Annotated in this window: 16 protein-coding genes; 7 read left to right on the forward strand and 9 right to left on the reverse strand. The window is 44.6% G+C overall.

Going from position 1 to position 23,490, the window contains the following annotated elements; genetic code table 11:
- Window positions 1-11: 11 nt before the first annotated feature.
- From AC1MCB_RS18840 to AC1MCB_RS18855, 4 genes are all read left to right on the forward strand, one after another.
- Window positions 12-536 carry a DUF2975 domain-containing protein gene (locus AC1MCB_RS18840; protein WP_479966266.1) on the forward strand — a complete coding sequence of 175 codons (525 nt, stop codon included), beginning with the start codon at window positions 12-14 and terminating at the stop codon, window positions 534-536.
- Between the two features lie 2 nt (window positions 537-538).
- Window positions 539-745, forward strand: a complete 207-nt coding sequence (locus tag AC1MCB_RS18845; RefSeq protein WP_479966267.1) for a helix-turn-helix domain-containing protein — start codon at window positions 539-541, stop codon at window positions 743-745.
- A gap of 83 nt (window positions 746-828) precedes the next feature.
- A complete protein-coding gene (locus AC1MCB_RS18850; protein ID WP_479966268.1) occupies window positions 829-1,725 on the forward strand; it encodes an ABC transporter ATP-binding protein in 897 nt (298 codons plus the stop codon).
- Window positions 1,718-4,753 carry a hypothetical protein gene (locus AC1MCB_RS18855; protein ID WP_479966269.1) on the forward strand — a complete coding sequence of 1,012 codons (3,036 nt, stop codon included), beginning with the start codon at window positions 1,718-1,720 and terminating at the stop codon, window positions 4,751-4,753. The genes AC1MCB_RS18850 and AC1MCB_RS18855 overlap by 8 nt, the downstream gene beginning before the upstream one ends.
- On the opposite strand, the gene AC1MCB_RS18860 is transcribed toward AC1MCB_RS18855, so the two are convergent.
- On the reverse strand, window positions 4,733-5,665 hold the full coding sequence (locus AC1MCB_RS18860) for an IS3 family transposase (protein ID WP_479966270.1): 933 nt from the start codon (window positions 5,663-5,665) through the stop codon (window positions 4,733-4,735). The two genes, AC1MCB_RS18855 and AC1MCB_RS18860, sit on opposite strands and share 21 nt — an antisense overlap.
- The gene (locus AC1MCB_RS18865; RefSeq protein WP_479966271.1) at window positions 5,662-6,213 is read right to left on the reverse strand and encodes a hypothetical protein; all 552 of its coding nucleotides are present in this window, start codon (window positions 6,211-6,213) and stop codon (window positions 5,662-5,664) included. The genes AC1MCB_RS18860 and AC1MCB_RS18865 overlap by 4 nt, the downstream gene beginning before the upstream one ends.
- An 88-nt stretch (window positions 6,214-6,301) precedes the next feature.
- Between AC1MCB_RS18865 and AC1MCB_RS18870 the strand changes: the two genes are divergently transcribed.
- Together AC1MCB_RS18870 and AC1MCB_RS18875 are read left to right on the forward strand one after the other, a co-directional pair.
- Window positions 6,302-6,802 (forward strand): hypothetical protein, encoded by a 501-nt coding sequence (locus tag AC1MCB_RS18870; protein ID WP_479966272.1) that lies wholly within the window; start codon window positions 6,302-6,304, stop codon window positions 6,800-6,802.
- Window positions 6,803-7,078: 276 nt separating this feature from the next.
- Window positions 7,079-9,010, forward strand: coding sequence for an adenylate/guanylate cyclase domain-containing protein (locus AC1MCB_RS18875; protein WP_479966273.1), 1,932 nt, complete (start codon window positions 7,079-7,081; stop codon window positions 9,008-9,010).
- 94 nt (window positions 9,011-9,104) lie between these two features.
- Here the strand turns inward: AC1MCB_RS18875 and AC1MCB_RS18880 are convergent, their stop codons facing one another.
- From AC1MCB_RS18880 to AC1MCB_RS18910, 7 genes are all read right to left on the reverse strand, one after another.
- A complete protein-coding gene (locus AC1MCB_RS18880) occupies window positions 9,105-11,102 on the reverse strand; it encodes a c-type cytochrome (RefSeq protein ID WP_479966274.1) in 1,998 nt (665 codons plus the stop codon).
- Between the two features lie 5 nt (window positions 11,103-11,107).
- The gene (locus AC1MCB_RS18885; RefSeq protein ID WP_479966275.1) at window positions 11,108-12,610 is read right to left on the reverse strand and encodes a 3-keto-disaccharide hydrolase; all 1,503 of its coding nucleotides are present in this window, start codon (window positions 12,608-12,610) and stop codon (window positions 11,108-11,110) included.
- 129 nt (window positions 12,611-12,739) lie between these two features.
- The gene (locus AC1MCB_RS18890; protein WP_479966276.1) at window positions 12,740-14,422 is read right to left on the reverse strand and encodes a RagB/SusD family nutrient uptake outer membrane protein; all 1,683 of its coding nucleotides are present in this window, start codon (window positions 14,420-14,422) and stop codon (window positions 12,740-12,742) included.
- A 34-nt stretch (window positions 14,423-14,456) separates the two neighbouring features.
- Window positions 14,457-17,645: a SusC/RagA family TonB-linked outer membrane protein gene (locus AC1MCB_RS18895; protein WP_479966277.1), complete on the reverse strand. Its 3,189-nt coding sequence runs from the start codon at window positions 17,643-17,645 to the stop codon at window positions 14,457-14,459.
- A gap of 170 nt (window positions 17,646-17,815) precedes the next feature.
- The gene (locus AC1MCB_RS18900; protein WP_479966278.1) at window positions 17,816-18,889 is read right to left on the reverse strand and encodes a FecR family protein; all 1,074 of its coding nucleotides are present in this window, start codon (window positions 18,887-18,889) and stop codon (window positions 17,816-17,818) included.
- Window positions 18,890-19,253: 364 nt separating this feature from the next.
- Window positions 19,254-19,820 (reverse strand): RNA polymerase sigma factor, encoded by a 567-nt coding sequence (locus tag AC1MCB_RS18905; RefSeq protein WP_479966279.1) that lies wholly within the window; start codon window positions 19,818-19,820, stop codon window positions 19,254-19,256.
- 35 nt (window positions 19,821-19,855) lie between these two features.
- Window positions 19,856-20,608, reverse strand: a complete 753-nt coding sequence (locus AC1MCB_RS18910; protein ID WP_479966280.1) for a ThuA domain-containing protein — start codon at window positions 20,606-20,608, stop codon at window positions 19,856-19,858.
- 420 nt (window positions 20,609-21,028) lie between these two features.
- Between AC1MCB_RS18910 and AC1MCB_RS18915 the strand changes: the two genes are divergently transcribed.
- Window positions 21,029-23,473, forward strand: a complete 2,445-nt coding sequence (locus tag AC1MCB_RS18915) for a TonB-dependent receptor (RefSeq protein WP_479966281.1) — start codon at window positions 21,029-21,031, stop codon at window positions 23,471-23,473.
- The last annotated feature ends 17 nt before the right edge of the window (window positions 23,474-23,490 follow it).

Consider the following 23,490-nt stretch of genomic DNA (forward strand, 5'->3'; position numbering starts at 1 on the left):
AAGGTAAAACTATGAAGTCAATAAAAGTGGTTGCCGGCTTTTTGCAGGCTCTCAGCATTGCAGCTGTGATATTCTATGCATTTACCGCGGTGTATGCCGCTTTCGTAATACTGTTTGCCCGCAAGCCTGAACTGGGACTGTTCGAGGTGGTTAAAGAAAATGGTTTCATTATCAATTTCCCATTTACAAATAAGCCCTTTCTTTTAGGTGATAATACACCGCATTTCCTGGTGATGCTGGTCGTAACCTTTGCGGGTTATGGCATCTTTGCCTATTTATTGAAGCGCGTGTTCGGCATCTTCACGCAGGATAAACTTTTTACAGAGAAAGCAGTGATCCGGCTCAAGCAATTTTATCTGTTCAATTTGATAGTACCCGGCAGTATCCTTCTGATTACTCTTTTCTTTACCGAAGATATAGACGATGGCTTGACCCTCACATTGCTTCATGGCATCATAGGCGTTTTTGCCTGGTTTTTAGCAGTCATTTTCCAGCAGGGCTTAGAGCTGCAGGAGGAACAAGATCTTACACTTTAACTATGGCAATTATTATAAACCTGGATGTAATGCTTGCCAAACGGAAAATGAAATCCAACGAGTTAGCAGAACGCATCGGTCTTACGACGGTTAACCTCTCACTTCTCAAGACCGGTAAGGTCAAAGCCATCCGGCTGTCCAGCCTGGAAGCAATCTGTGAAGTGCTGGATTGCCAGCCGGGAGACATCCTGGAATACAGAAAAGACTAAGCAGATCATATAGTATAAAAAAAACAGCCAAAGAGTTGAAGGGAATTGCTATGCCCTGAAATTCCGAACCAAACCAACAGATTATGAACACACTCGAAATTAAAAACCTGCAAAAGACTTATCCGAATGGCGTACATGCACTCAACGATCTGAGCCTCCAGATCTCAAACGGAATGTTTGGGCTGCTGGGACCTAACGGTGCCGGCAAATCCTCTCTGATGCGCAGTATCGCAGGATTGCAGAAGGTAGATTCAGGCAGGATGTTGTTTAACGGACAGGATATTATTGCTTCACCGGAGTTGATCCGGAGAGACCTCGGTTACCTGCCGCAGGAATTTGGGGTATATCCCCAGATCTCCGCCCTTCGTTTGCTGGATCACCTTGCAGTATTAAAAGGTATTTTAGACAGCCAGCTGCGGAAAGAACAGATTTTATACCTGCTGGAGCAAACTAACCTGTACGAACACCGGAACAAAGCTGTACATACCTTTTCAGGAGGAATGAAACAGCGATTCGGGATTGCGCAGGCCCTGCTTGGCAGCCCGAAGATCATCATTGCCGACGAACCCACCGCGGGACTGGATCCGGAAGAACGAAACCGCTTCAATACGCTTTTGAGTGAGATCGGTGAACAGGTTATTGTGATCCTTTCCACTCACATCGTTGACGACGTTAAAGACCTCTGCTCACAGATGGCCATCATTGCCTCGGGAAGCTTACTGCTGTCGGGGAGCCCATCTGCGTTAGCTGGACAGCTTGGCGGAAAGATCTGGGCAAAGACTATTAGCCGGCAGGAATTAAAGAATGTTAAATCGGAGTATCAGCTGATTTCATCGGGCCTCCAATCAGGGAAATTGAAAGTCCATATTTACGCGGACGAAGATCCCCGTAATGGTTTCGAGCAGACAGCGGCCAGACTGGAAGACGTGTATTTCAACTCAATGCGAGCCCAAACATTAAAGGACGGTAGTTATGCTTAAGGCGCTTTTAAAATTCGAGTGGCATTACTTCAGCAGGAAACCATTAATGTATCTCTGCGCCTTTGTTTTCTTTTCCGTAGGCCTCATGCTGGGCATCTCACAAGGAGCCAGCTTTCCGAACATTCACTATAACTCGCCATACCAAATCAGCTACTTGCTGGCCATTCTATCCCTGGGGGCCATTTTTAGCCTGACTCTGCTGGTTGGAGAAAATATTCTGCGGGAAGGGGAAAGCCGTATGGACCAAATCATTTTTGCGACTCCGATTGCTAAAAACAAATACCTGCTTGCACGCTTACTGGCCCTTGCCGGCGTCGGCCTGTTTAGTTTCTCTTTTGTTCTGCCGGGCCTGGCAATAGGTTTTACATTCAACGGGATGCCCGCCGATAAATTCGGAGCAAGCCATATTCTTGATTACCTCTGGCCATTCTTCATTTTGGTGCTGCCCAATGTAATGTTGTGTACCGCAATCCTCTGCAGCACGGCATGGCTCAGCAGAAATAAGATGGTGATCTATGTTTCAGGATTATTTATGTATGTGCTCTACATCGCCGCTTCTATATTCTCTAATTCCCCTCTAATTGTCGGTTCGGCGCCAGTAGAGCCCGACATGGTTTCCCTCTTCGCAAAGCTTGATCCGTTTGGCATAGCCGCACTTTTCGAGCAAACCCGCTACTGGAGTGCCGAAGAGCGCAATACCCAGTTGTTAGTTTTAGAGGGCAACCTGCTGATCAACCGGCTGATCTGGATCTCAGTTGCTGTTTTCATCCTGACAGTCTCCTACTCCCGGTTTTCCTTTCAAACGAGGGGAGCGGCAGCGGGCAAAAAAATGAAATCGCCGCAACAGAATACGATTCCTTTGATCAGAGTATTTGTAAATCCTTTTCCTACTACAGGCAATTCTAGTCACAATTTCCTGGCCTTTAGGAGCTTTTTGAGGATTCATGTGCTTTCAGTTGTAAAGGGTTTGCCATTCCTGCTCATTTTTTTAATCTGGACCTGCTTGCTTGCCTTAGAGATGAAGAACGCCATAGACGGCGACCCTCGCCTTGGGTCTGAATTTGTGAGCAGCGGACTGATGGTCAACACGATCATGGATGTTCTGCCGGTCTTTGCCCTACTGGTGATCTTATTTTACAGCAGCGAAATCTTGTGGAAAAGCAAAGCATCGCGCTTCTCGTCAATTGAGGAGAGTACCGCCGTCAATCCACTGTCTGCTTTCTGGGCAAAGCTTGCGGCGTTGGTCATGATTGCCTTTTTAATGCTCGCCTACAGCTGCCTGGCAGGTATTCTGATCCAGTTAGCGTCAGGAACGACTCCTGACTTCGCTCTATATGCGGCGCTGTTTTATCTGATGGGCTTACCCCTGGCAATCGCTGCATGTATTGTGCTGGCTATACAGGTGCTGGCTAACAACAAGTACGTAGGGCTCGCTGTCGCTGGCGTACTGATCCTTTTATTCAGCAGTCGCCTCGGCCAGTTAGCCGGGATCAGCAGTCCCCTGCTTCGCTTTGCAGAGCCCTTTAAAATTCAGTACGCCGATATGAATGGCTTCGAAGGATACCTGGCCGCTTTCAGTATCCGGATGCTCTATGCAGCCGCTTTCGCCGGATGCTTTATCCCGGTTATTTGGCATGTCACTTACCGAAAACGCCATTCACAGGCTTTATGGGCCATCCCCGTGACGATCTTGCTGGCTAGCGGAGCTTACATGTATCATCAAAATTACTTGAAAGATTCGAGGCCCAGCGGCAAGGCTCTGAATGACTGGAAACAGGAATACGAAGCAAGGCTGATTGCTTATAAGCAAATGGAACAACCTACCGTTTTGGGCGTCAGTACAGAAATCGATCTGTTTCCGACGGAACAGCGTTATAAGGTGAAGGGTACTTACGGGCTTCAGAATAAAAGCAAGTCACCGATGGACACATTGCTAATCTCGGTTCACAGGGAAACCAACCTGCAGAATTTAAAGCTCAGCAGAAAGGGTCGGTTAATCGATGGCACGCCGTTCTGCTATTATTTCTATATCCTTGAACAGCCATTGCAGCCAGGGGAATTTATGAGTATGGACTTCAGTTTCACTTCCGGTTGGTCGGGATTTAAAGGACATTCTGCTTTTAATTCCATTATCGGCAACGGCAGCTTTATTCGAATCAGTAACTACTTCCCGGACCTTGGCTATGATAACAATAATGAGCTAACTAATTCGATTGAAAGAAAAATACGGGGCATGAAGGCGCAGGATCCTCTTCCTGCACTGGAGAGTAAAATCGACGATCCCTTTGATCACCGGTTCATCGACCTCAAGGCAGTGATTTCAACAGACGGCGACCAGCAGGCGATCGGGCAGGGGGTACTGGAAAACCAGTGGCGAAATGGCCGGCGGAACTACTTTCGTTATAAAACCGACCGCCCGATACCTTTCCGGTTTGCCGTATCATCCGCCCGGTATAAGGTGCTCAAGGACCGTTTCCAAAATACAGCCATAGAAATATATTACCATCCTGGCCATCCGGAAAATGTCAGCCACCTGCTGAAGCAGGCTAAACAAACTATCGCGTATTGCAATCAAAACTTCGGGCCGTATCCGCATCCGCTGATCCGCTTTGCGGAAGTCTCTGCTTTTGCGGAAGGTTTTGCGGCGACCGCCTATCCCACAACTATCTACATGAAAGAAAACGGGGGCTTTCATTCTAAACTCGCGGAACGGGGCAATGATGTGATTAACCAGCTCGCCGGGCATGAATTGTCGCATGCATGGTGGGGTTCCGCACAGATGGCGCCGGAAATTAAGGAAGGCGGCTGGGTGATGACCGAAACGCTGCCCAAATACACCGAATTAATGCTTTTGCGGCAGTCGCAGGGGGATGCAGCAGTACTGACCCAGGTAATACAGCACCTGGATGCCTATGCAAGCGTTCGAAGTTTTTCACCCGAAACTCCGTTGTACAAAATGTCTAGTCCTAAAATAGCTATACAGGTTTATGAATTAATTGTAGATAGACTATACATTGCAATTTGGTAATTGGGATTTAGTTATACAACTATCTTTTTCCCTTTTTTTAATTGGTCTTTTCTTCCATCGTTTCGTGAGAATTTCCTGTTTCAAGTGGGCGTTTTCGGGTGTCAGATAATCACAACTGCTATGCGGCCGAACCTGGTTATAGGCCTGGATACTTTTAGCGATCAAAGTCCTGGACTTGGCAAGTCCCACATTGGTGCTATACAGATCGAATTCTGATTTGAGAATTCCATTGACCCGTTCTGCTAAAGCGTTTTCATAAGGGTTCCCGTTCTCCGTCATACTGATGGCGATTTGATTTCTTTTTAAAAGATCCACATAGGCCTTGCAACAATATTGAGATCCCCGGTCGGAGTGGTGAATCAGCTGCTCGCTGTACATCCGGCTCTGCAGTGCCATCTGTAATGCATCGATACATCCCTGCGCAGATAAGTCTTTACGAAAGGCATGGCCAACGATTTTTCGTGAATGCGCATCTGTTATCAGACTGAGGTATCCCCACTGTCCGATCATTCGAATATAGGTGATGTCACTTACCCAAAGTTGCTCTGGCCTGTAGATGATCATGTCTTTTACCAGATTGGCATATTTACGCATCCAGTGCTTCGAATCGGTCGTGATGACTCTTCTTCTACGTCGCCGGATGTGCAGGTTGTGCGTCCGCATCAAGTCAAATAAATAATCCCTTCCAATCTTTATTTGCTGTTCCTGTAGCTCTTCCTTGAGCATGTAATGCAGCTTTAAGGTTCCCACCCGCGGAAGTGTCTTGCGGATCTGAAGCACCTTTTGCAGGATGATCTCATCTTTTAAGCCTTCATCCTGAGTGCGCCACTGGTGGTCGTACCAGGCGTGTCTTGTTTTGCCAAACAGTCGACACAGGGTCTTGATCCCCTGCTGGGGAAAGTCCTGTTTCATTCTTCCGACTGCTTGGCACCAGACTTTTTTCTGATATCAATTTGAAGCTGTTCTTCGGCGATATCGATCAAGGTATCAAGCGCCTTTATCTTTAGTTCAGCTTCAGCAAGAGCCTTCTGAAGGTCTTTTACTTCATCTTTACTTTTCTTTTGGGATGTCCTGGCCATCGATGGTGCGGGTTGATGACCCACAAGATCGTATTTTTCCTGCTGATCGGCCTTAATCCAATGCTTAATGGCCGTAACGCTTTTTACGTTGAAGGTAATGCGGGCCTGACTGATCGTCATTCCCGACTCTATAGCCCGCAAAACGGAACGCCTTAGCGTGAGCGGATAAGCACACCGTTTATTACTTTGGTATTCTTTAGATCCATAGGTGGTCATCCACAAGCCCAGGGTAGACTTCACCATCCCATACTTTTCAACCGCTGCGCTTCGGGGCAGGCCGCCCTCAACAAGCGAGACGATCTCTTTGATCAACCGCTTATCAAACGGCTGAGTTTTGTGATGCCGTACTACGAACGGCTCTAACTTTTCTTTGGTTTCCATACACTGATTTTAGTGTATAGTTTTTTTAGGAATTGACAAAACGACTTATGAAACACCGCACCTTCCTTACGATAAAGGAACCGTAGTAATGTACCAGCTCTACCACCTGATCGGTGAAAAGGGCGTCAACCACGCTTTGAAGGAACTTTTGCAGAAGTTCGCCTACCCGGGTACTCCGCCCGATACCGAAGACCTTTTGTCAGAATTATACCGGATAAGCTGGCCGGAGGTTCATCAGAAAATAAATGAATTATTTAAAGAGATCATCACCTATGACTTAAAGATGGAACGGGCTGAAGCCAAAAAAGCCGGCAAGGGTTACCAGCTTAGATTTGCGGGATCCGTAAGAAAATATGGTGAGGATGGAAGAGGAATCCGGAAAGCGATGAAGATGAACGAGGAGATTGAAGTATTGGTAGAAACAGCTTCGGGACGGAAGATCCTTTGGAAGTTCAGACCAACAGGTGCTAGTGTACAGGAATCTTTATCGGTAACGGAAATACCGGTTAAGGTTACGCTGGACCCTTACATAAAGTTGATGGATGTATTTCAAAAAGACAATGAATCACTGGTGGTGTTGTTGCCTTGAGCATATCGTTAATGCAAGATCTCTGAAAATTTGAATTGCTTGACTCTCGAGCTATTTGCTAACTACCAGGTAACTCAGATATACTTTTCTATAAATAATTAATAATACGTATATTGAATAGCACTTTAATAAGGGTTTTCTCAACCTGTCAACGATAATTTTGAAATTTTAAAGATTGAAATATCTGGATGAAAACCTGGTCTGTATACGTATAAGGTAACTGGCAATTTTCGCCGGTTAAGGGTCTTAAAAATCGGAAACAGTCAGATCTGAATTATGCCTGATAACATGCTTCAATCCCGCCAGCTTTCAGCGATCATGTTTACTGACATTGTGGGATATACCGCATTAATGGGTGAAGATGAGGATAAAGCTTTTAAGCTCCTGGATAAGAATAGGGAGTTGCAAAAACCTTTAATTGAGAGTTTCAACGGACAGTATATCAAGGAACTGGGTGACGGTGTGCTGGCAAGTTTTCAGACCGTTTCAGATGCTGTCATGTGCGCCAATAATATCCAGTGCGCCTCGGCTTACATCCCGGGATTAAAATTAAGGATCGGTATTCACCTGGGTGAAGTGGTGCATGAGAAGGAAGATGTTTTCGGTGACGGTGTGAATGTCGCATCGCGCATACAGGCAATAGCGTCGATAGGGGGAATTTATATCTCCGAGGCGGTACAGCAGATCATTGTCAACAGAAAGAACATTGAAACAAAGTTTGTTTTCGAAACTACCCTTAAAAACGTTAAGGAGCCCGTCCGCATTTATGAGGTCGTAGTTAAGAATGTCAGACGGCAACCGAGAACTAGTCCCAGAATAAATATCCCTGCAAAAAGTATTGCCGTATTACCTTTTCTGAACTTAAGTAATGATCCCGAACAGGAATACTTTAGTGACGGCATCGCCGAAGAAATTCTTAATTCATTAGCCCATTTAAAGGATCTGAAAGTTGTCGGCCGCTCGTCATCATTTCAATTTAAGGGGAAAGGTGTTGACCTTGACGAAGTTGGTAAGAAGTTACATGTTCGAACCGTATTAGAGGGAAGCGTACGCAGGCAGGATAACAAGTTAAGGATCACGGTGCAGTTAATCAATGTAGCTGATGGTTATCATCTGTGGTCTGAACGATACGATCGCAACATGAACGACATCTTTGCCGTACAGGATGAAATAGCCTTAGCTATAACAGAAAAGCTGAAGGTTACGTTCTTAGATAAAGAGAAGGCTTCTATAGCCAAAATTCCCACCGAGAATAAGGAAGCCTATGATCTTTATTTGAAAGGCCGGTTTTACTGGAACAGAAGAGGGCTCGGCTTGAAACAAGGGCTTACGTATTTCCTGCAGGCAGTGGAGAAGGATCCGGATTTCGGCCTGGCTTATGCGGGCATTGCCGATGCTTACGCACTTCTGGCGTTCTATTCACTCACCCCTTCAATTGTTTCTGTTCCAAAAGCGAAGGAAGCAGCTCAACGGGCTATAGCTATAGATCCGACAAGGATAGAACCTCATTCCGTTTTAGCATTTCTGAGTATGATCTACGATTACGATTGGGTCTCCGCAAAGGAACAGTTTCAAAAGGCTATCGCATTAAATCCGGGTTATGCTCCTACGCACTATTGGTACAGTAATTTTTTAAGCTGGGTTGAACGAGACTTTCAGCAGGCTGTTGTGGAAGCACAAAGAGCTATAGAACTTGAACCCTTATTATCTCACTGTTATAATGTTCTATCATCGTGTCATCTCTGTAACGGTACTTTTGAGGAAGCGAGAGAAGCGAGTTCTATTGCAATTGAACTCGACGCGAGCTCCTTCCTCTCTTACAGCAGTCTGGGAATGAGTTTAAGTGGTCAGAAAAAGCATGAGGAGGCAATTGAAGTACTCAAGACAGGGGTAAACATTTCCGGCCGGCATCAATATTCTTTGTTTGAACTCGGCTGGCTCTATTCACGGACTGGTAATGTTGCTGAAGCGAAGAAGATCATGGATGAGCTGCTTTCGCGGGCATCAACAGAATTTATTTCAGGATTATCTTTATGCGTTGCGGCTTATTGTTCGGGTGAGGAGGATAAGTCTGTCGAATACCTGCAGCTTGCTTACGAACAACGGGCAGGGCTCCTTCCCAGCATTCAGGGATACCCTGTATTTTCATTTATTAAAGATGACGCCAGGTTTCAGTCTGTGTTGAAAGGGATGAAGTTTCCGGGATAAGGTAACGCTGTCAGGGTTCCAAACCCTGACAGCGTTGTAGACCCTGACAGCGTTGTAGACCTGACAGCGTTGTAGACCCTGACAGCGATGTAAACTATTTCAATGAATTAATCCATCTGGCAATTTTCAAAGCATCAGCCCTGCTAACCTGGGGCATAGGCGGCATTTCTGTAGCATAGCCCGGCCAGTTTTGCGGCTGCGGGTTATGAATAAGTTCTACTATTTTTTCATTGCTGTATTTGCGTTTGGCAATATCAGCAAAGGAAGGCCCAACCTGTCTTTTGGTCGCGTTATGACAAGAAGAACAGATGTTTTTAGTTAAGATGGCCGCCATCTCTTTAGATGAAGGCACACTAACGGCAGTTTCTTTTGCCACAGCCTTAGCAATTGATGTTTTGCCTGCGGCAGCCACTTTCACCGTTGTGCTTTTTTTCGATACTGCCTGACCGGCCGGCTTATTGGCTAAAGCAGAATTGCGCGTACTAGCTTCGCTTAAACTAAGTTTCTGGCCCTGCGGGATGCTGTTTAAGGTGTAATAAGCCGTTGGATGTACCAATGAGTAGTAATTGCCTTTATCACGCACACCGTCAAGCGTAATGGTGTGAATATAATTCGGGCGAAGATTATTTACGATGATTCGTGCTTTTAACCCATCAGCAGATAACTTAACCCCTTTTACCTCGCACTTTTCACTGTTAACGGGCGGACTTCCATACACCGGGTGATATTTATAAATAAAACTTTCTACTGCATAAGATGCCAGGTCACCGGCAGATTTAGCATCAGCAGGTTTTGTGAATTCTATTTCAAACCCGTCAGGCATTGCCCTAACTGCTTTCATTTCAAACGGAATTTTTTTATTCCATACCAGGCGTTGCAAACCTTCGTTGGCATCGCCGGCAGATCCCCAGCCACGGTTTGTCTCTCCTACAAATAACGACCCGTCCTTAGCCCAGGCCATTCTTAAAACCCCCGAACGGAAACCGCTGCGGAAAGCAAATGAAGCACCCTGGTATTCTCCATTAACTTTTTCAAGAAATACCCGGGAAATCATGCTCATACCCTGGTCGCCAATCAATAACTGACCAGCAAAAGGCCCAAAAGTTCCTTCCGGTATGGTTACTGGTTCAGAGTTTGAAATTCCTAAAATACCATGAGGCAGAATAACGGCAGGTAACCGTAAATTAGGAATGTCTTTCTTCACATCAACTAACGTTTTGAATTCTTCATTCACCACATTTTCAGGTTTGATATACCTTCCTTCCGCGTTTTTAACTTTGCGTGGATCTAGTTTGGCATCAAACTCAGCAGATGAAAGCTTAAGCGGAGAGTTTGGTAAATCAGTCCAGCGTAAGCCAGCCGGGTGCCCGGCAAAATCGCCTTTTTTAAGGTGCCACAGAGCTCCGGAACCAACGTAATCACCTTGATTATCGGTATAGAATAGTTCTCCGTCAATCATCCCAATACCACATGGTGATCTTAACCCGGTTGCCCAGGGTTCCATACGACCATCTTCAAAAATTTTCATCGCCCAACCCCGCCATGGCACACGGCTTTCACCACGCCACCATTCTTCATTTCCAAAAGCAACGTTCCCGGTGACGAAGAACGATCCGTCAGGAGCTATCTTCGGACCAAAACTATATTCGTGATAGTGCCCTGAAATAGGCCATGAATAGATCGTTTGATACAGATCGGCTTTGCCATCCATGTTTTGATCAACCAGCTTAGTCAACTCGCCCCGCTGGGCGCAGTATAAAGCACCATCTTTGTATGCAAGGCCCAGTATCTCGTGTAAACCGGACGCAAATTTGCGGAAGTAAGGAGTATTGCTGGTGGGATTTTCAACAATGAAAACATCGCCGCGACGGGTGGATATACCTAAATCCCCGTTGGGCAGTGTTACTAAACCACCTACCTCTAAAAGAGTTCCTTCCGGAGAACTTATTTTCCTGATCTTGAAAAAATCTTCTTCCTTCGGTGTTTCCTGCGCTACTGCCGGAGCACATATAACCATGCTGACTATTGAGGCCTGCAGTAACTTATTTAAAATACGCTGTGTAAATTTCCTTTTGGTAATCATCTCCATCATACTGTTTAAAATAAAATTGAATAACTCAACTTAGAACGAACAGGCACAATAAGTTCTTTTCGTCCGTTAAGATCCCTGATGATTGGTTTTGCACCTGCTGCATCATCTACACGCAGGTAATAAGATTTATCGTCAACCAGATAAGTGCCGTTTAATTCTTCAATACTTGCCGCCTCTGCTAAACGTACATACAGATCATCTGAAGGGTTATCAATTGTTATTGTTCTGTTTATTCCTCTGCCGTTATCCATCACTACAATTGCATCTTTTACAAGCTTGCCATAAGTGGAATAACTGAATGTCGGCCTGTCCTGGTCATCCAGCTCATAACCATTAATTTTGTACCGTGTTTCTGTTGTATCAGTAATCCAGGCCCCCTGTGCAGAAGACAGTTTGGCAATATTTAATACCGGCTTCCCAAAACGCTGAACTGCACCTAAGGGACGGGAAGAACCGTCGCCCCTCTCATGCCACATCGGTGTGGCATTTAAAAAGCCGCCACGCCAAATCTGTACGATTGTTCCTTTGTCTAGATCATAAGTGTAATGAACCTTTTCCGGACTTCCTACAGACACAGCATGCACTATGCGAATATTGCCAGGCAGGTCCATAAAACTTCTTAAAGTGGTATTAACCGGTGCGTGTACTAAAACAGGATCAACCTGATCGTCATCGTTTTCGACTACTTCATCCGCATTTCTGTCTTTGTTATTAAGTACCTTATTTTCAGAAACTGTATCACTTGCTGCTTTGGTTATCGGTCGGGTCTTTATGCTTATATTCCGGAAAGCCACTGCTCCATGATCTCCCTGGAAGCGTAAAGGCCCTGTAGCCTTTTCATCAGCACTGATCGACCCTCGTGTCGGTCCGGATAGTTCTACATTCTCCTGAATTAAAACCCCATTTAGCTCGACCCTTAGAAATCTTGCGTTTGTTATTTTTTTACCTGCATTGTCAAACCGTGGTGCCTGAAAAGAGACTTTTAAATGTTGCCATAATCCCGGTGCCTTGCTTGCATTCTGACGCGGAGCATGACCTTCATATCCCTTCAGTCCTTCTGGTTTACTATCATCCCAACGCTCATAAATGCCCCCGTTATTACCAGACTTAGCGGTTTTAGCCGCCCAGGTATCCTCTAATTGCAGCTCATATCTGCCCTGCAAGTAAATCCCCGAATTTGACTCACTGGCCATCATGTAATCCAGTTCCAGATCCATGTCGCCATGTTCCATGTTGCTGAACAGATCTGTGCCGTGCTTTTTCTTACCTGGCAGGTTAATGAGTATGCCTGATCCTTTAGTAGGGGTGAGCACGTTTTTTTTACTGATGTCTGCGACCACGTTTCCGGCAATCTCCCAGCTTTTACCCGGATCTTTAAATGCGGTTAAATCGCTGAGCGGAACATTATGGACTGTTGCTTGCTGGCCCAGCGCCATGCCGGCACTACCTAACCAGACAAACCCGGTTAGAGCAGCCAGGCCTAATAGAGCAAATCTCTGTTTTAACATAGTGAAGTAAGATATATTGAACGATTGATTATGTAATTGAAACGGTGTGAAATATTTATAAAATTTGGTTTAGATATAATAAAAACAGAGAGGATATTGGGATATCCTCTCTGTAAAACTATTCATTTTTTAATATCCGTTAGGTTTTAATATCGGATTTGAGTTCAAAGCCCTTGCCGGGATCGGGTATACCGACATGTCTTTAGCATCGGTGGGCTTATCCCACCACTCTGCACCAAAGCGGTTCCAGCGTACCAGGTCTGTTCTTCTATGACGTTCGCCTAAGAATTCCCTGCCTAAGTCCATAACAAATTCATCATCGGTTAGCAAAGACAGGTTGGCAACATAACTATTTGCCATCCATTGTGCATCCGGGAAATTGCGTTTTCGTACCGCATCCATTAGTGTTGCAGCCCCTGCTTTATCACCGGCCCGATATTTACATTCGGCTAGTGAATAATAGATTTCCGCAAGACGAATTTCAGGAACGGAGTTAAACTGGAAAAGATTTTGTGACATTGACAACCATGGAAACTTAATGAACCGGACACCCGAGTTTTCTTCACCAGTACTCACATGTGAACCTTCGTTCCATCTGCCGTTTGGCTTTTCAGAAAAACGACCAACCTGGTCAACATACTTCAGCGGCTTACCGTTATATTCTTCAGTACCGTTTACCATTTTGGTGCTGTCGAAACCGAAACCAGCAGCTTTATTGTATTCATATTGCTGGCCAATTAAAAAGAAACCTTCGTAGTTTACGCCTTTGTCCGTACTTCTGAACGGCTGCTTACGCTTATCAGCTGCTGCATACCTTTCATAAGGCATTCCCAATTTGTAATTATAAAGGTCGCCGTTCACATCTCTTGAAGGAGTTAAGTGAATTCCGTTCCATCCACCCCAGTCATTATCTAAAGAATAGCGGGCCTGGTAATGCATGGTCGCATTATACATCCATCCCATTTCATACAAGTTTTTTGCATGTGGAAATTCAAACAGGTTTTCGGGAGATCTGTAACCATTGAGACCGGATTTGAAAGGACCTCTGTAGTCGGGATCTATACTGTAGTTACCGTAGGTACCACTGATAATATCCTGAGCTACTTGCGCACATTCAGTAAACTTTGGAGTGCCAGCCCATTTTTCGCCGTTTAGGTACAAACGAACTAACAGAGCGGCAGCACTGCCCTGATCAAATCGTCCGATCGACCCATTCTTTGGCAACGCTGGAAGAGATTCTTTTACTTCTTTTTCGATATAAGCGAAAACTTCGGCAGCGGTAGACTGTGGCTTAATTTCCTGAGGTAGCTCTATAATCGGCACCTCGCGGAAAAAGTCGATCAGAAACAGGTAGTACCACGCTCTTAAAGTTCTTAGTTCAGCGATATGATGCGCTTTGTCGGCTTCTGTTAAACCCAATTTAGGATAATCTAACTTAGACATATCCTGAATCAAGATATTACATTGGGCTATCCCTTGATAAGGGCCCACCCAGGCTCCATTGATGTGGCCGTCATCTGCGGTCCACTTATGACCGTGTAAGCGAATCCAGTCGCCGCCATCATAACCATGTTTTCCTTTTTGTGTCCAAACAAAATTATCAGCCGTTAATTCAGAAAGGATCCAGCGGTCGCCATCCCAGGCGTTCCAGTGCCCATGCTCATACGGACGGGTTACCGCGGCGATGATGGTGTTTTTATCCTTGTAATATGAATCGGAAGTTAAAACGTCAAATGGTTCTTCATCCAGCTTGGTACAAGCAGCCGTTGTTATTAACAACATTGCCAGCATTATGATTTTTATAGTATTCATGCTTTTTAAGTTCAAAAGAGGTTAAACTTTGGGTTTAAAAATTAATCTGTGCGCCAAAAGAAAATGTTCTGGCAACCGGATAAACGTTAAGGTCCTGATAACCCGGAGTTAACCCTGTTACACCAACTGATGTTGGATCAAGCCCTGTGTATTTGGTTATTGTGAATACATTTCTCACTGTTCCGTAAAATCTCAGGCTGCTGATTTGTTTTACCTTCAGGTTTGGCGACCATCCCAGCGTCAGGTTATCAAGCTTTAAAAAATCACCATTTTCCAGGAAATAATCAGTGATCACCTTACCTGATTTAATCGCTCCGTTACGGTCGTAAGCATCCGTTAAAAGGTTAACCCCTGGCTCTGCCTGTAAGCCGTAATACATTTGGTACAAGTTTAAGATCTTGTAGTCAAACCTTCCTCTGAATAATAAAGAAAGATCGAGGTTTTTGAAAGCTAGCGTGTTGCCCCAGCCCAGTTCATATCTCGGTGCACCGTTACCAAGGTAGGTCCGGTCTCTGTCGCGATTACCTTCATTAGTTGCGTTAATACGTTCGCTGCCTTCTATGCCGTCTTTCCAAATCATGATACTACCATTATCATCCACACCGGCATATCTGTAGCCATAAAAACTACCCAGTTCTGTACCGTCCTGAAGGCGGTATGCTGTACCCGGGTTCCCTGGTGATGGAAGATCCTGCAGATCGCGGAAGCCTGCCTTAAATTGATCGTTTGACCAGGATTCTAACTTGGCTTTAGTGTAAGAGGTGGTAAGATTGGTGGTATAATTTACTTTCTTACCCTCGAACGGTTTCCATTGTAAAGCCAATTCCACTCCTTTTGAGTTGGTACTGCCCACATTTACGAAGATTTGCTCCTGAACATACGAACCGACAGGCACATCATAATTAGACAGCAAATCAGTACTTTTCCGGTTAAAAAGATCAATACTACCGGTCAATTTATAATTGTATAAACTGAAATCAATACCCGCGTTATAAGAAATAGCCTTCTCCCATCTCAAAGCGGAGTTGAAATTATTTGCAGGGCCGTATACCTGGATCCATTGCCCGTTGCCATTTTGATACCTGCCATAGCCGGTGTATCTGGATAAAGAGGTGTAACGTGGAAATCCTGAACGGCCGGTTTCACCATAAGATACGCGAAGCTTGAGATCATCGACAGCCTTACTGTCTGCAAAGATGCTAAGATTTGAAAAACGCCAGGCGGCAGATAGTGCAGGAAAGAAGCCCCACTTGTTTTCAGCCCCAAACTTGGTATTTCCTTCATAACGCATTGATCCTGTTAAGAAATACGTATCATTAAAATTGTAATTGGCACGGCCAAGAAAAGCAATGGTCTTTTCTTTACTTCTCCACGAATCCATACCTAAACGCCCTTGTTCAAGATTCCAGCTTCCTGCATCCAGGTTATCGTAATTAAAAGCGTCTGACGGGAAATTGCTGTTTTCAGCGTAGAACCCATTATTATTAAATTCCTGGTAAGAATAACCCCCCATTACTTTTAAATCATGCTTATCAAACGTTTTATTGTAGTTAGCCAACCACTCCAGTGTATAATCAGTCCATTTCTCATTTTGCAGGCGGCCTCTGCCGATGCGATTATTCTGGATAGATTCTGCAGACTGCGCAGTATAATATTCCCTGCCATCGCGGTCATGGCCCTGGCGGGCTAGTTTAACCTCCGTATTCAGGTTCTTATGTAAGTTCAGCTTAACGTTGAAATCCACTATGGAGTAACCGTGATCTGCTCCGTTTTCACGGGCTAAAAGATTCTGAACGGGATTATAAGTATCATAGCCCTGAAACGTGTTATACGCAGATGGGTTCGCCGGATCCATAACCGCGAGCGTTGGATTAAGCTTGATGGCTTGCTGAAATGCGCCGTAGTTGGTGAACTCTTCAGTTGCAACACGATATGAAACGTTACCACCAAATTCTAGAAAACCATCCATTGCTTTTTGCAGGAAATTCGCCCTGAAGCCATACTCAGATCGGTCGGATGCGATATCAATAGCAGACTTTGTGCGATAATTACCTGAAATACGAAACATGGAGTTATCTCCTCCACCTGCAACTGCCAGGTAATGGTTCTGACCAAAGTTATCTTTCCTGATAAGCTGATCATACCAATTCGTACGGGCACCACGGTCGGTATCGATCTTTTTTTCCAAAAACTGCTCTGCCGAAAGGAGGGAAGGCTTAGCAGCTACCTTATCATGCTCTATATAGCTATCATACGTGACAGCCACCCGGCCTGACTTTCCTTTTTTGGTTTGAACAATTACTACCCCGTTCGCACCGCGGGAGCCATAAATCGCCGAAGCAGATGCATCTTTTAAAACCGTGATAGATTCAATATCCTGTTGGGCAACGTTACGCAGATCGGCTCCGGGCATACCATCAAGCACGATTAGCGGACCGTTCCCTGCTTCAAGCGAGGCAGCCCCTCTGACCTGGATGTCTAAACCACGATTTGGATCTGCTGATGCGGCGTTCGAACTAACAACTCCGGCTATTTTGCCCTCTACCAGTTGTAGCGGGCTGTTAAATGCTCCTTGCGAAAAATCTTTACTGGTAATCGTAGTTGCAGCGCTTGTCAAGTCTTTTTTGGCTACCGTGCCATAACCAACCACTACCACTTCACTTAAAGTTTCGGAGGCTACAGTTAATTTAATATCAATTTTCTCCCTGTTATTGATGATCACTTCCTGGGCGCTAAAACCGATATAAGTAAATACCAAAACGCCATTTGCGTCAGGAACGGTGATGACATAATTACCGTTAGCATCGGTAACCGTTCCTATCGAAGTTCCTTTCAATTTTACGCTTACCCCGGGTAACGTAATACCTTCTTCATCGGTTACCTGGCCCGTTATCTTCAGGTCGGCAACCTGAGCGCTGGCGGGCGACAGTACTACGAGACCTTCTTCAAAAACGCGGTATTTTACATCGGTGTCTTTAAGCAAAAGACCCAAAACATCCAGAACCCGGGTGTCTTTTATTTGCAATGTCACTTCCTGATCTGCGGGAAGGTTTGCTTCACTGTATAGTAAGCGGATATTTCCCTTTTTTTCCAAAATAGACAATGCCTTTTTGAGGTTGGTTTTTTGCAAATCCAGGCTGACCTTAGTGTCTTGAGAATAACCGTTAGCGGAGACACGCAAGCAAAAAATGAAGGTAAATAGGAAGACTAATTTAAACATCATTAAAATCTTTTTGGGTAGTTTATAGTCAGTTGAGGACAGAACTCTCGTGTTAAGTTCATGTAATTTCATAACTCTATGGTTTAAGGTTAACAATTTGAAATACAATAGCTTTTGCTATTGCTGGACAATGAGCTAAGGGCGCGGGAGGTTAGCAATCCCCGCACTTAATCTTAATGGGATATTATCACGTCATGGTTTTTAAGTTTAAAGTGAAATGGTTGGGTTAGTTGCATCGCCGTTAAGGCCTGGTTTATGGTCTCTTTTGTAAAAATACCTGTAAAGCGGTATCGCTTTATTTGCTCATCTTTTATCTGAATGCTCACATTAAACCATCGCTCAAGTTTTGGGGCAAGCTCCAAAAATGTTTCATTCTGAAACACTAGCCGGTTTTCAGTCCATGATGTCTCTTCTATATATTGTTTATTACCCATTATTATGGGATCTATATTTTCCAGTAATAGAATTCTGCCTTCCCTGGGATGCAGGGTTTTAGATTTAACAGGCTGAATTTCTTTATCTTCCAGAACAAACTTCTCTGACGGTTTCAGAACAAATTTTTGTGGTGAATTCCCGTTAACATAGAGCTCCACTGAACCTTTTATCAGAGTGGTTTCCGCCTTTTTTTCGCTGGGGTAGGCTTTAATGTTAAAAGACGTTCCTAAAACCCTAACAGACATTTTATCAGTATGAACTATAAAAGGATGTTTTTTATCATGAGCTACTTCAAAAAAAGCTTCGCCGGACAGGGTCACTAAGCGCTCATCTTTTTCGTTCATATTTACATCGAAGGACAATTTGCTATCGGCATTCAACCAAACAAGAGTTCCATCCGGTAAAGTTAGCTGCTTGCGGATTCCTTTACCCGCAACTATTTGTGTATGCAAAATGTTGTGATCAGGCTTTTCCCGGTCTGCCAGAAGGATATAAGCAAAACCTGAAATGAGTAAAATGGAGCATGCAACGGCAACATATCTTTTATACCGGCTAAAAAAACCAGGGGAAACCATCTCTTCAGTCTCCTCTTCAAAATTCAGTTCGCGTTGAAATTTTGAGATATGGTTAATAAATGCCTGTTCAGTATCAATATCTTCAGCAGCAGGCAACCATAATGCTTTCAAACCCTCTTCGTAGTATATAGAGTCGGGGAAGCGGGCCATTAGATCATGAAGTTCTTCAAGCTCATATTGGGTCGCTTCGCCAGCCAGTTTACGGGTTAATAATTCTATGATTCTATTTTGCTCCATAACAGAGATATTGAGGATATGTTCATATAGTCTTGTTTTGTGTAGGACAATATTTTTGCGGAAACTCCCTAGTCAGTGAATAAATAAAATGAAATATTTTTTAATAGGGTGCGTGGAGTCTTTTAAGTCTATTATCTCGACACTCAAAAGCTGGTGTGCGGTCCCGTCAGGAGCTTTCCTTTGCTTTAGATCTATTGATATGGCCAAAAGGATTTTTAGGGTTTGTGCGGATTTAAGGCAAGTTAAAAAACGTCCGGTGTTGGCCCGCATATCATGAGGCGTTAATTGGCGAAGGAAACTAATTTTATCCTTGCGGGAATCAATAAGAACGCTCAGATTTTCAATGCGATTGACGGTAATAAACTCAAGCCAGGTTAAATTCTATTTGAAGGCAGCAAGTAAGTTTTTTGACGGCGGTTACCAGATGCGCATCCACCGTTTTGACGGAAATCTTTAGGATTTCTGCCGTTTCTTTATAGCTCAGGCCTTCTTCTTTAACTAATTTAAAAACCAACTTGCACTTGTTTGGTAACGACTGTACTGCACTCTCAAGCTTCTCTTTCAGCTCGTCATTAATTAATATCTGCTCTGGGGTTGGTGCATTCAGAACCAGCTCAATATCAATATCATCCAGGGATATTATTTCTTGTCTGGCTTGTTTTTTCAAAATATTCAGCGATTTATTTCGCGCAATAACAAAGGCATACACCTTAATATTGTCAATATCGATAAGGGCTTGCCTGTCGCACCACAAAGCGATCATAACGTCGCTTGCTACTTCTTCGGCCTGTTCTTTTGATTTTAGAAGAGAATAAGCAAAGCGATACAGCGACGGAAAAAGCAGGTTAAATAATTTTTTATATGCCTTCTGGGTATTATGAAGAGCAATGCTATTGACCAAATCTGTTAAATCGGGTAACTGTTTGCACATATCAATGGGTGTAAAAATTGATCATTCCTTCTCGATTACTTTTGCGCAGCATTATTGCCAACTGCATATTTGATGCCCCCTAAAAGGTGTTTCAAAAATAGAGGGTCTGAATAGGATTCATCTGTATGGCCAAGTCCGGTATAAAAGGACCTTCCTCCATCAAAGTCATGATACCATGCAATGGGATGATTGTCTCCGTTCTTGCCGCCCTCATAGCTCTTTTCATCCAACGAAAGTAACACCTTTATATCCGGGTTTATGTCTTTATAATTATACCATTCGTCCCAACGCTTCCATTTTTCGGGAAGATGACGGGTGGCCATATGATTCTTATTTACCACATTAATAACAGCCTCCTGTTGTTTTGGATGGCTTAAAAAATAAGCGCCAACCAGTTTCCCATACCATGGCCAGTCATATTCCGTGTCACTGGCTGCATGGATACCCACGAAACCACCGCCAGCCTGAATGTACCTTTGAAAAGCTGTTTCCTGGGCAGAATTAAGGACGTTCATCGTGGTGCTTAGAAAAACAACCGCCGAATAGTTTCTAAGAGAATCATCATTGAAATAGCCCGCATTTTCGGTTGTATCAACCTGGTAACTCTGCTCCTTGCCAAGTTTTACCAGTGCGTTCCTACCGGCTTCTATAGATTGGTGACGGAAACCGGCTGTTTTACTAAATACAAGTAATCTGGCAGGCTTTTCTTGCTTATTCCACTTACTAAAAGTGAAACAGATCATTACAATTATTCCGGATAGCAGGATCTGCACGAATCTATTTTTCATGAAAAAATCTGTGTTTTTATAGCGTGGAACCATCAGCAATTAATGGGGCAACAAATAAGGTGTAATCTAAAAAGATTTTTTCTACTAAGTGGTTATTTGCTCATAAATAGTAAAAGATAGGGTTTTGTTATGCAACTGGCAATTTATTTATCACCGGCTGACGGAAGATCTGATGAATTTTATCATCCCTCTTCGTTCGGTCAGGAGGCGTTTTTTGCCTTCGATTATAGAGGCTAAATTTATTCGGTAATTAGACTTGTGAAGCATGCCGATAGAAACTACTGCACTATCCATGGAAGTCTGCCAGCGATATAAGATAGGTAAGCTGTAACATTTTTTTTACAGAATCAACTTTAACAAAATTTAACAAGACTGCGTCATAGCTTTATATCGAAATACTTAGCCCATAAAAATAAACCTATGAAAACGATTATTAAGACTTTATTTGTCATTGTAATTTATGTAAGTGCTTACATAAATGACCTAACTGCACAAAATATCTCCCTTTTCCAGGTGAAGGGTCAGCTAAGCAGCAAAGAGCAGGGCAAGCTGGATGAAGTGACCTTGCAACTGTTAAAGGCAGCTGACAAAAGCCTGGTGAAACTTGAGTTTGCCGATGCTTCCGGAAACTTCCGTTTCGAGAAGATCCCGGCAGGGAAATACCTGCTGCACACTCAAAATCCTAATTTTATTAAGTATGAAAGCGACACTATCGTCCTAACCGGCAATGTGGACCTGGGAAAAATCAACCTGGTGCCCGCTGAAAACGCGCTGAAAGAAGTGACTGTTACAGCCGCCAAGCCGCTGGTTCAGCAGGAGTATGATAAGACGGTGATCAATGTGGCCAATTCGATAACCGCGGTGGGCAGCACCGCCCTGGAAGTGCTGGCTAAAGCGCCCGGTATTACGGTGGATCAGAATGATAACATTGCTATGCGCGGCCGGCAGGGCGTGCAGGTAATGATCAACGGCAAGCTGGTGCCGATGTCGGGACAGGAGCTGGCGAATATGCTGCGCAGCATGTCGGCAGAGGAGATCGAGAAGATCGACCTGATCACCAACCCGTCAGCACGCTACGATGCTTCCGGAAATTCGGGGATCATCGATATCCGGCTAAAAAAAGGTAATAAAGGAGGCACTAACGGCAGTGTTTCAATGAGCTACGGGCGGGGCGAGTATTCCAAGTTCAACCCTTCCTTCAACATAAACAGCAAGACCAGGAATCTGAATGTCTTCGCATCCTATAATTATGGCTACCGCGAGGATTATAACAAACTGGATATCCTGCGCGATTTTTACACCAGCAGCGGCCAGATGACCGGTGGTAACGATTACAATAATTATTTCAAGTTTGGTTTCAACAATCATAACCTGCGGGTTGGAGCTGACTATAACCTGGGTAAGAAAGTAATACTTGGCTTTAGCGCCAACGGCATTTTCAGCAAGGGCGAGGTTACCTCCGACAGCAGGGCGAAGTCATTCAATGCTGCCGACCAGAACACCGGATCATTCATCACCGCCGGAAACAATTCTCCGGAACGCAGCAACCAAAGCTTCAACCTGAACTACAAGCATACCCTTGACACCAGCGGCAGGGAGCTGAGTGCTGACCTGGATTATGCGAGCTTCCGCAGCGATGAAATTCAGAATTATTTGACCCATTACTATGATCTGGAACAGAATCCCACCAGAACACCCTATAGCCTGTTCGGCGACCTTTCCGGCCGCCTGGATATTAAGTCAGTAAAAATGGATTACAGTCAGCCGGTTAAAGCCTGGGGTGCAAAGCTGGAAGCCGGAGTAAAAAGCAGTTGGGTTACTTCGGATAATGATGTTCTTTTTTCGGACAGGAGTAATGGCGGCAATGTGGTTGACGAGGGGAAAAGCAATCATTTCATCTATAAGGAAAACATCAATGCTGCCTACCTGAACGGCTCTAAGAAGTGGAATAAGCTAAGTGTTCAGCTGGGGTTACGACTCGAGAACACCATCGCAGAAGGAGTTCAGCTAAAAGGAAACGATTCTTTCGATAAGAACTATACCCAGTTTTTCCCCAGCGGCTACCTGGGCTATAAGTTCAGCGATAACAACGACCTGGGCATCTCACTTAGCAGGAGGATCAACCGGCCGTCTTACCGCCAGCTAAATCCTTTCAAAGTGTTTCTGGATCCGGCAACTTCATCTTCCGGAAACCCTTTCCTGAGCCCGGAGATTACAAGTTCTTTTGAGCTGACCCATACCTTCAAACAGAAATATACTACCAAACTGGGTTACAGCCGCACAAAGGATAATATCATTGGCGTGTTGTCTCCTGACATAGAACCGAACACGGTGCTGCAGACAGGCCGCAATTTGGCGAAGTTCAATTACTATAACGCCAGCTTCGGTTTCCCTGTTTCGGTGAGCAAATGGCTGACCAGCACCAATAATGCACAGGTATATTACGGTCGCTACACCGGCAACCTGGTGAATACCAACCTGGATGCGGGCCGTGTGACCTTCGACTTCAACACCAACAACACCATCATTATCAACAGCAGTACCACTGCCGAAGTCACCGGCAACTACCAGAGCAAATCCACCTACGGCTTCCTGGAGATCAACCCGATCTGGTCGATGGGTGTAGGAATGCAAAAACAGTTTCTGAATAAGAAAGCTTCGCTGAAGCTGAATGTGAGTGATGTGTTCTTCACCAACCGGGTGAATGCGGTTACCTTGTTGACCGGCTACGGAGAAACTTTCTTCCAGGATCGCGACAGCAGGGTCGGAACGCTCAGCTTTACCTACCGTTTCGGCAACGCGCAGAATTCGCCATCGCGCAGACGCAACGGTGGCGCTGAGGAAGAGAAGCAGCGGGCCAACTAACACCAGCAAGTCGGCAG

Source organism: Daejeonella sp. AP26 (genome assembly GCF_056680515.1).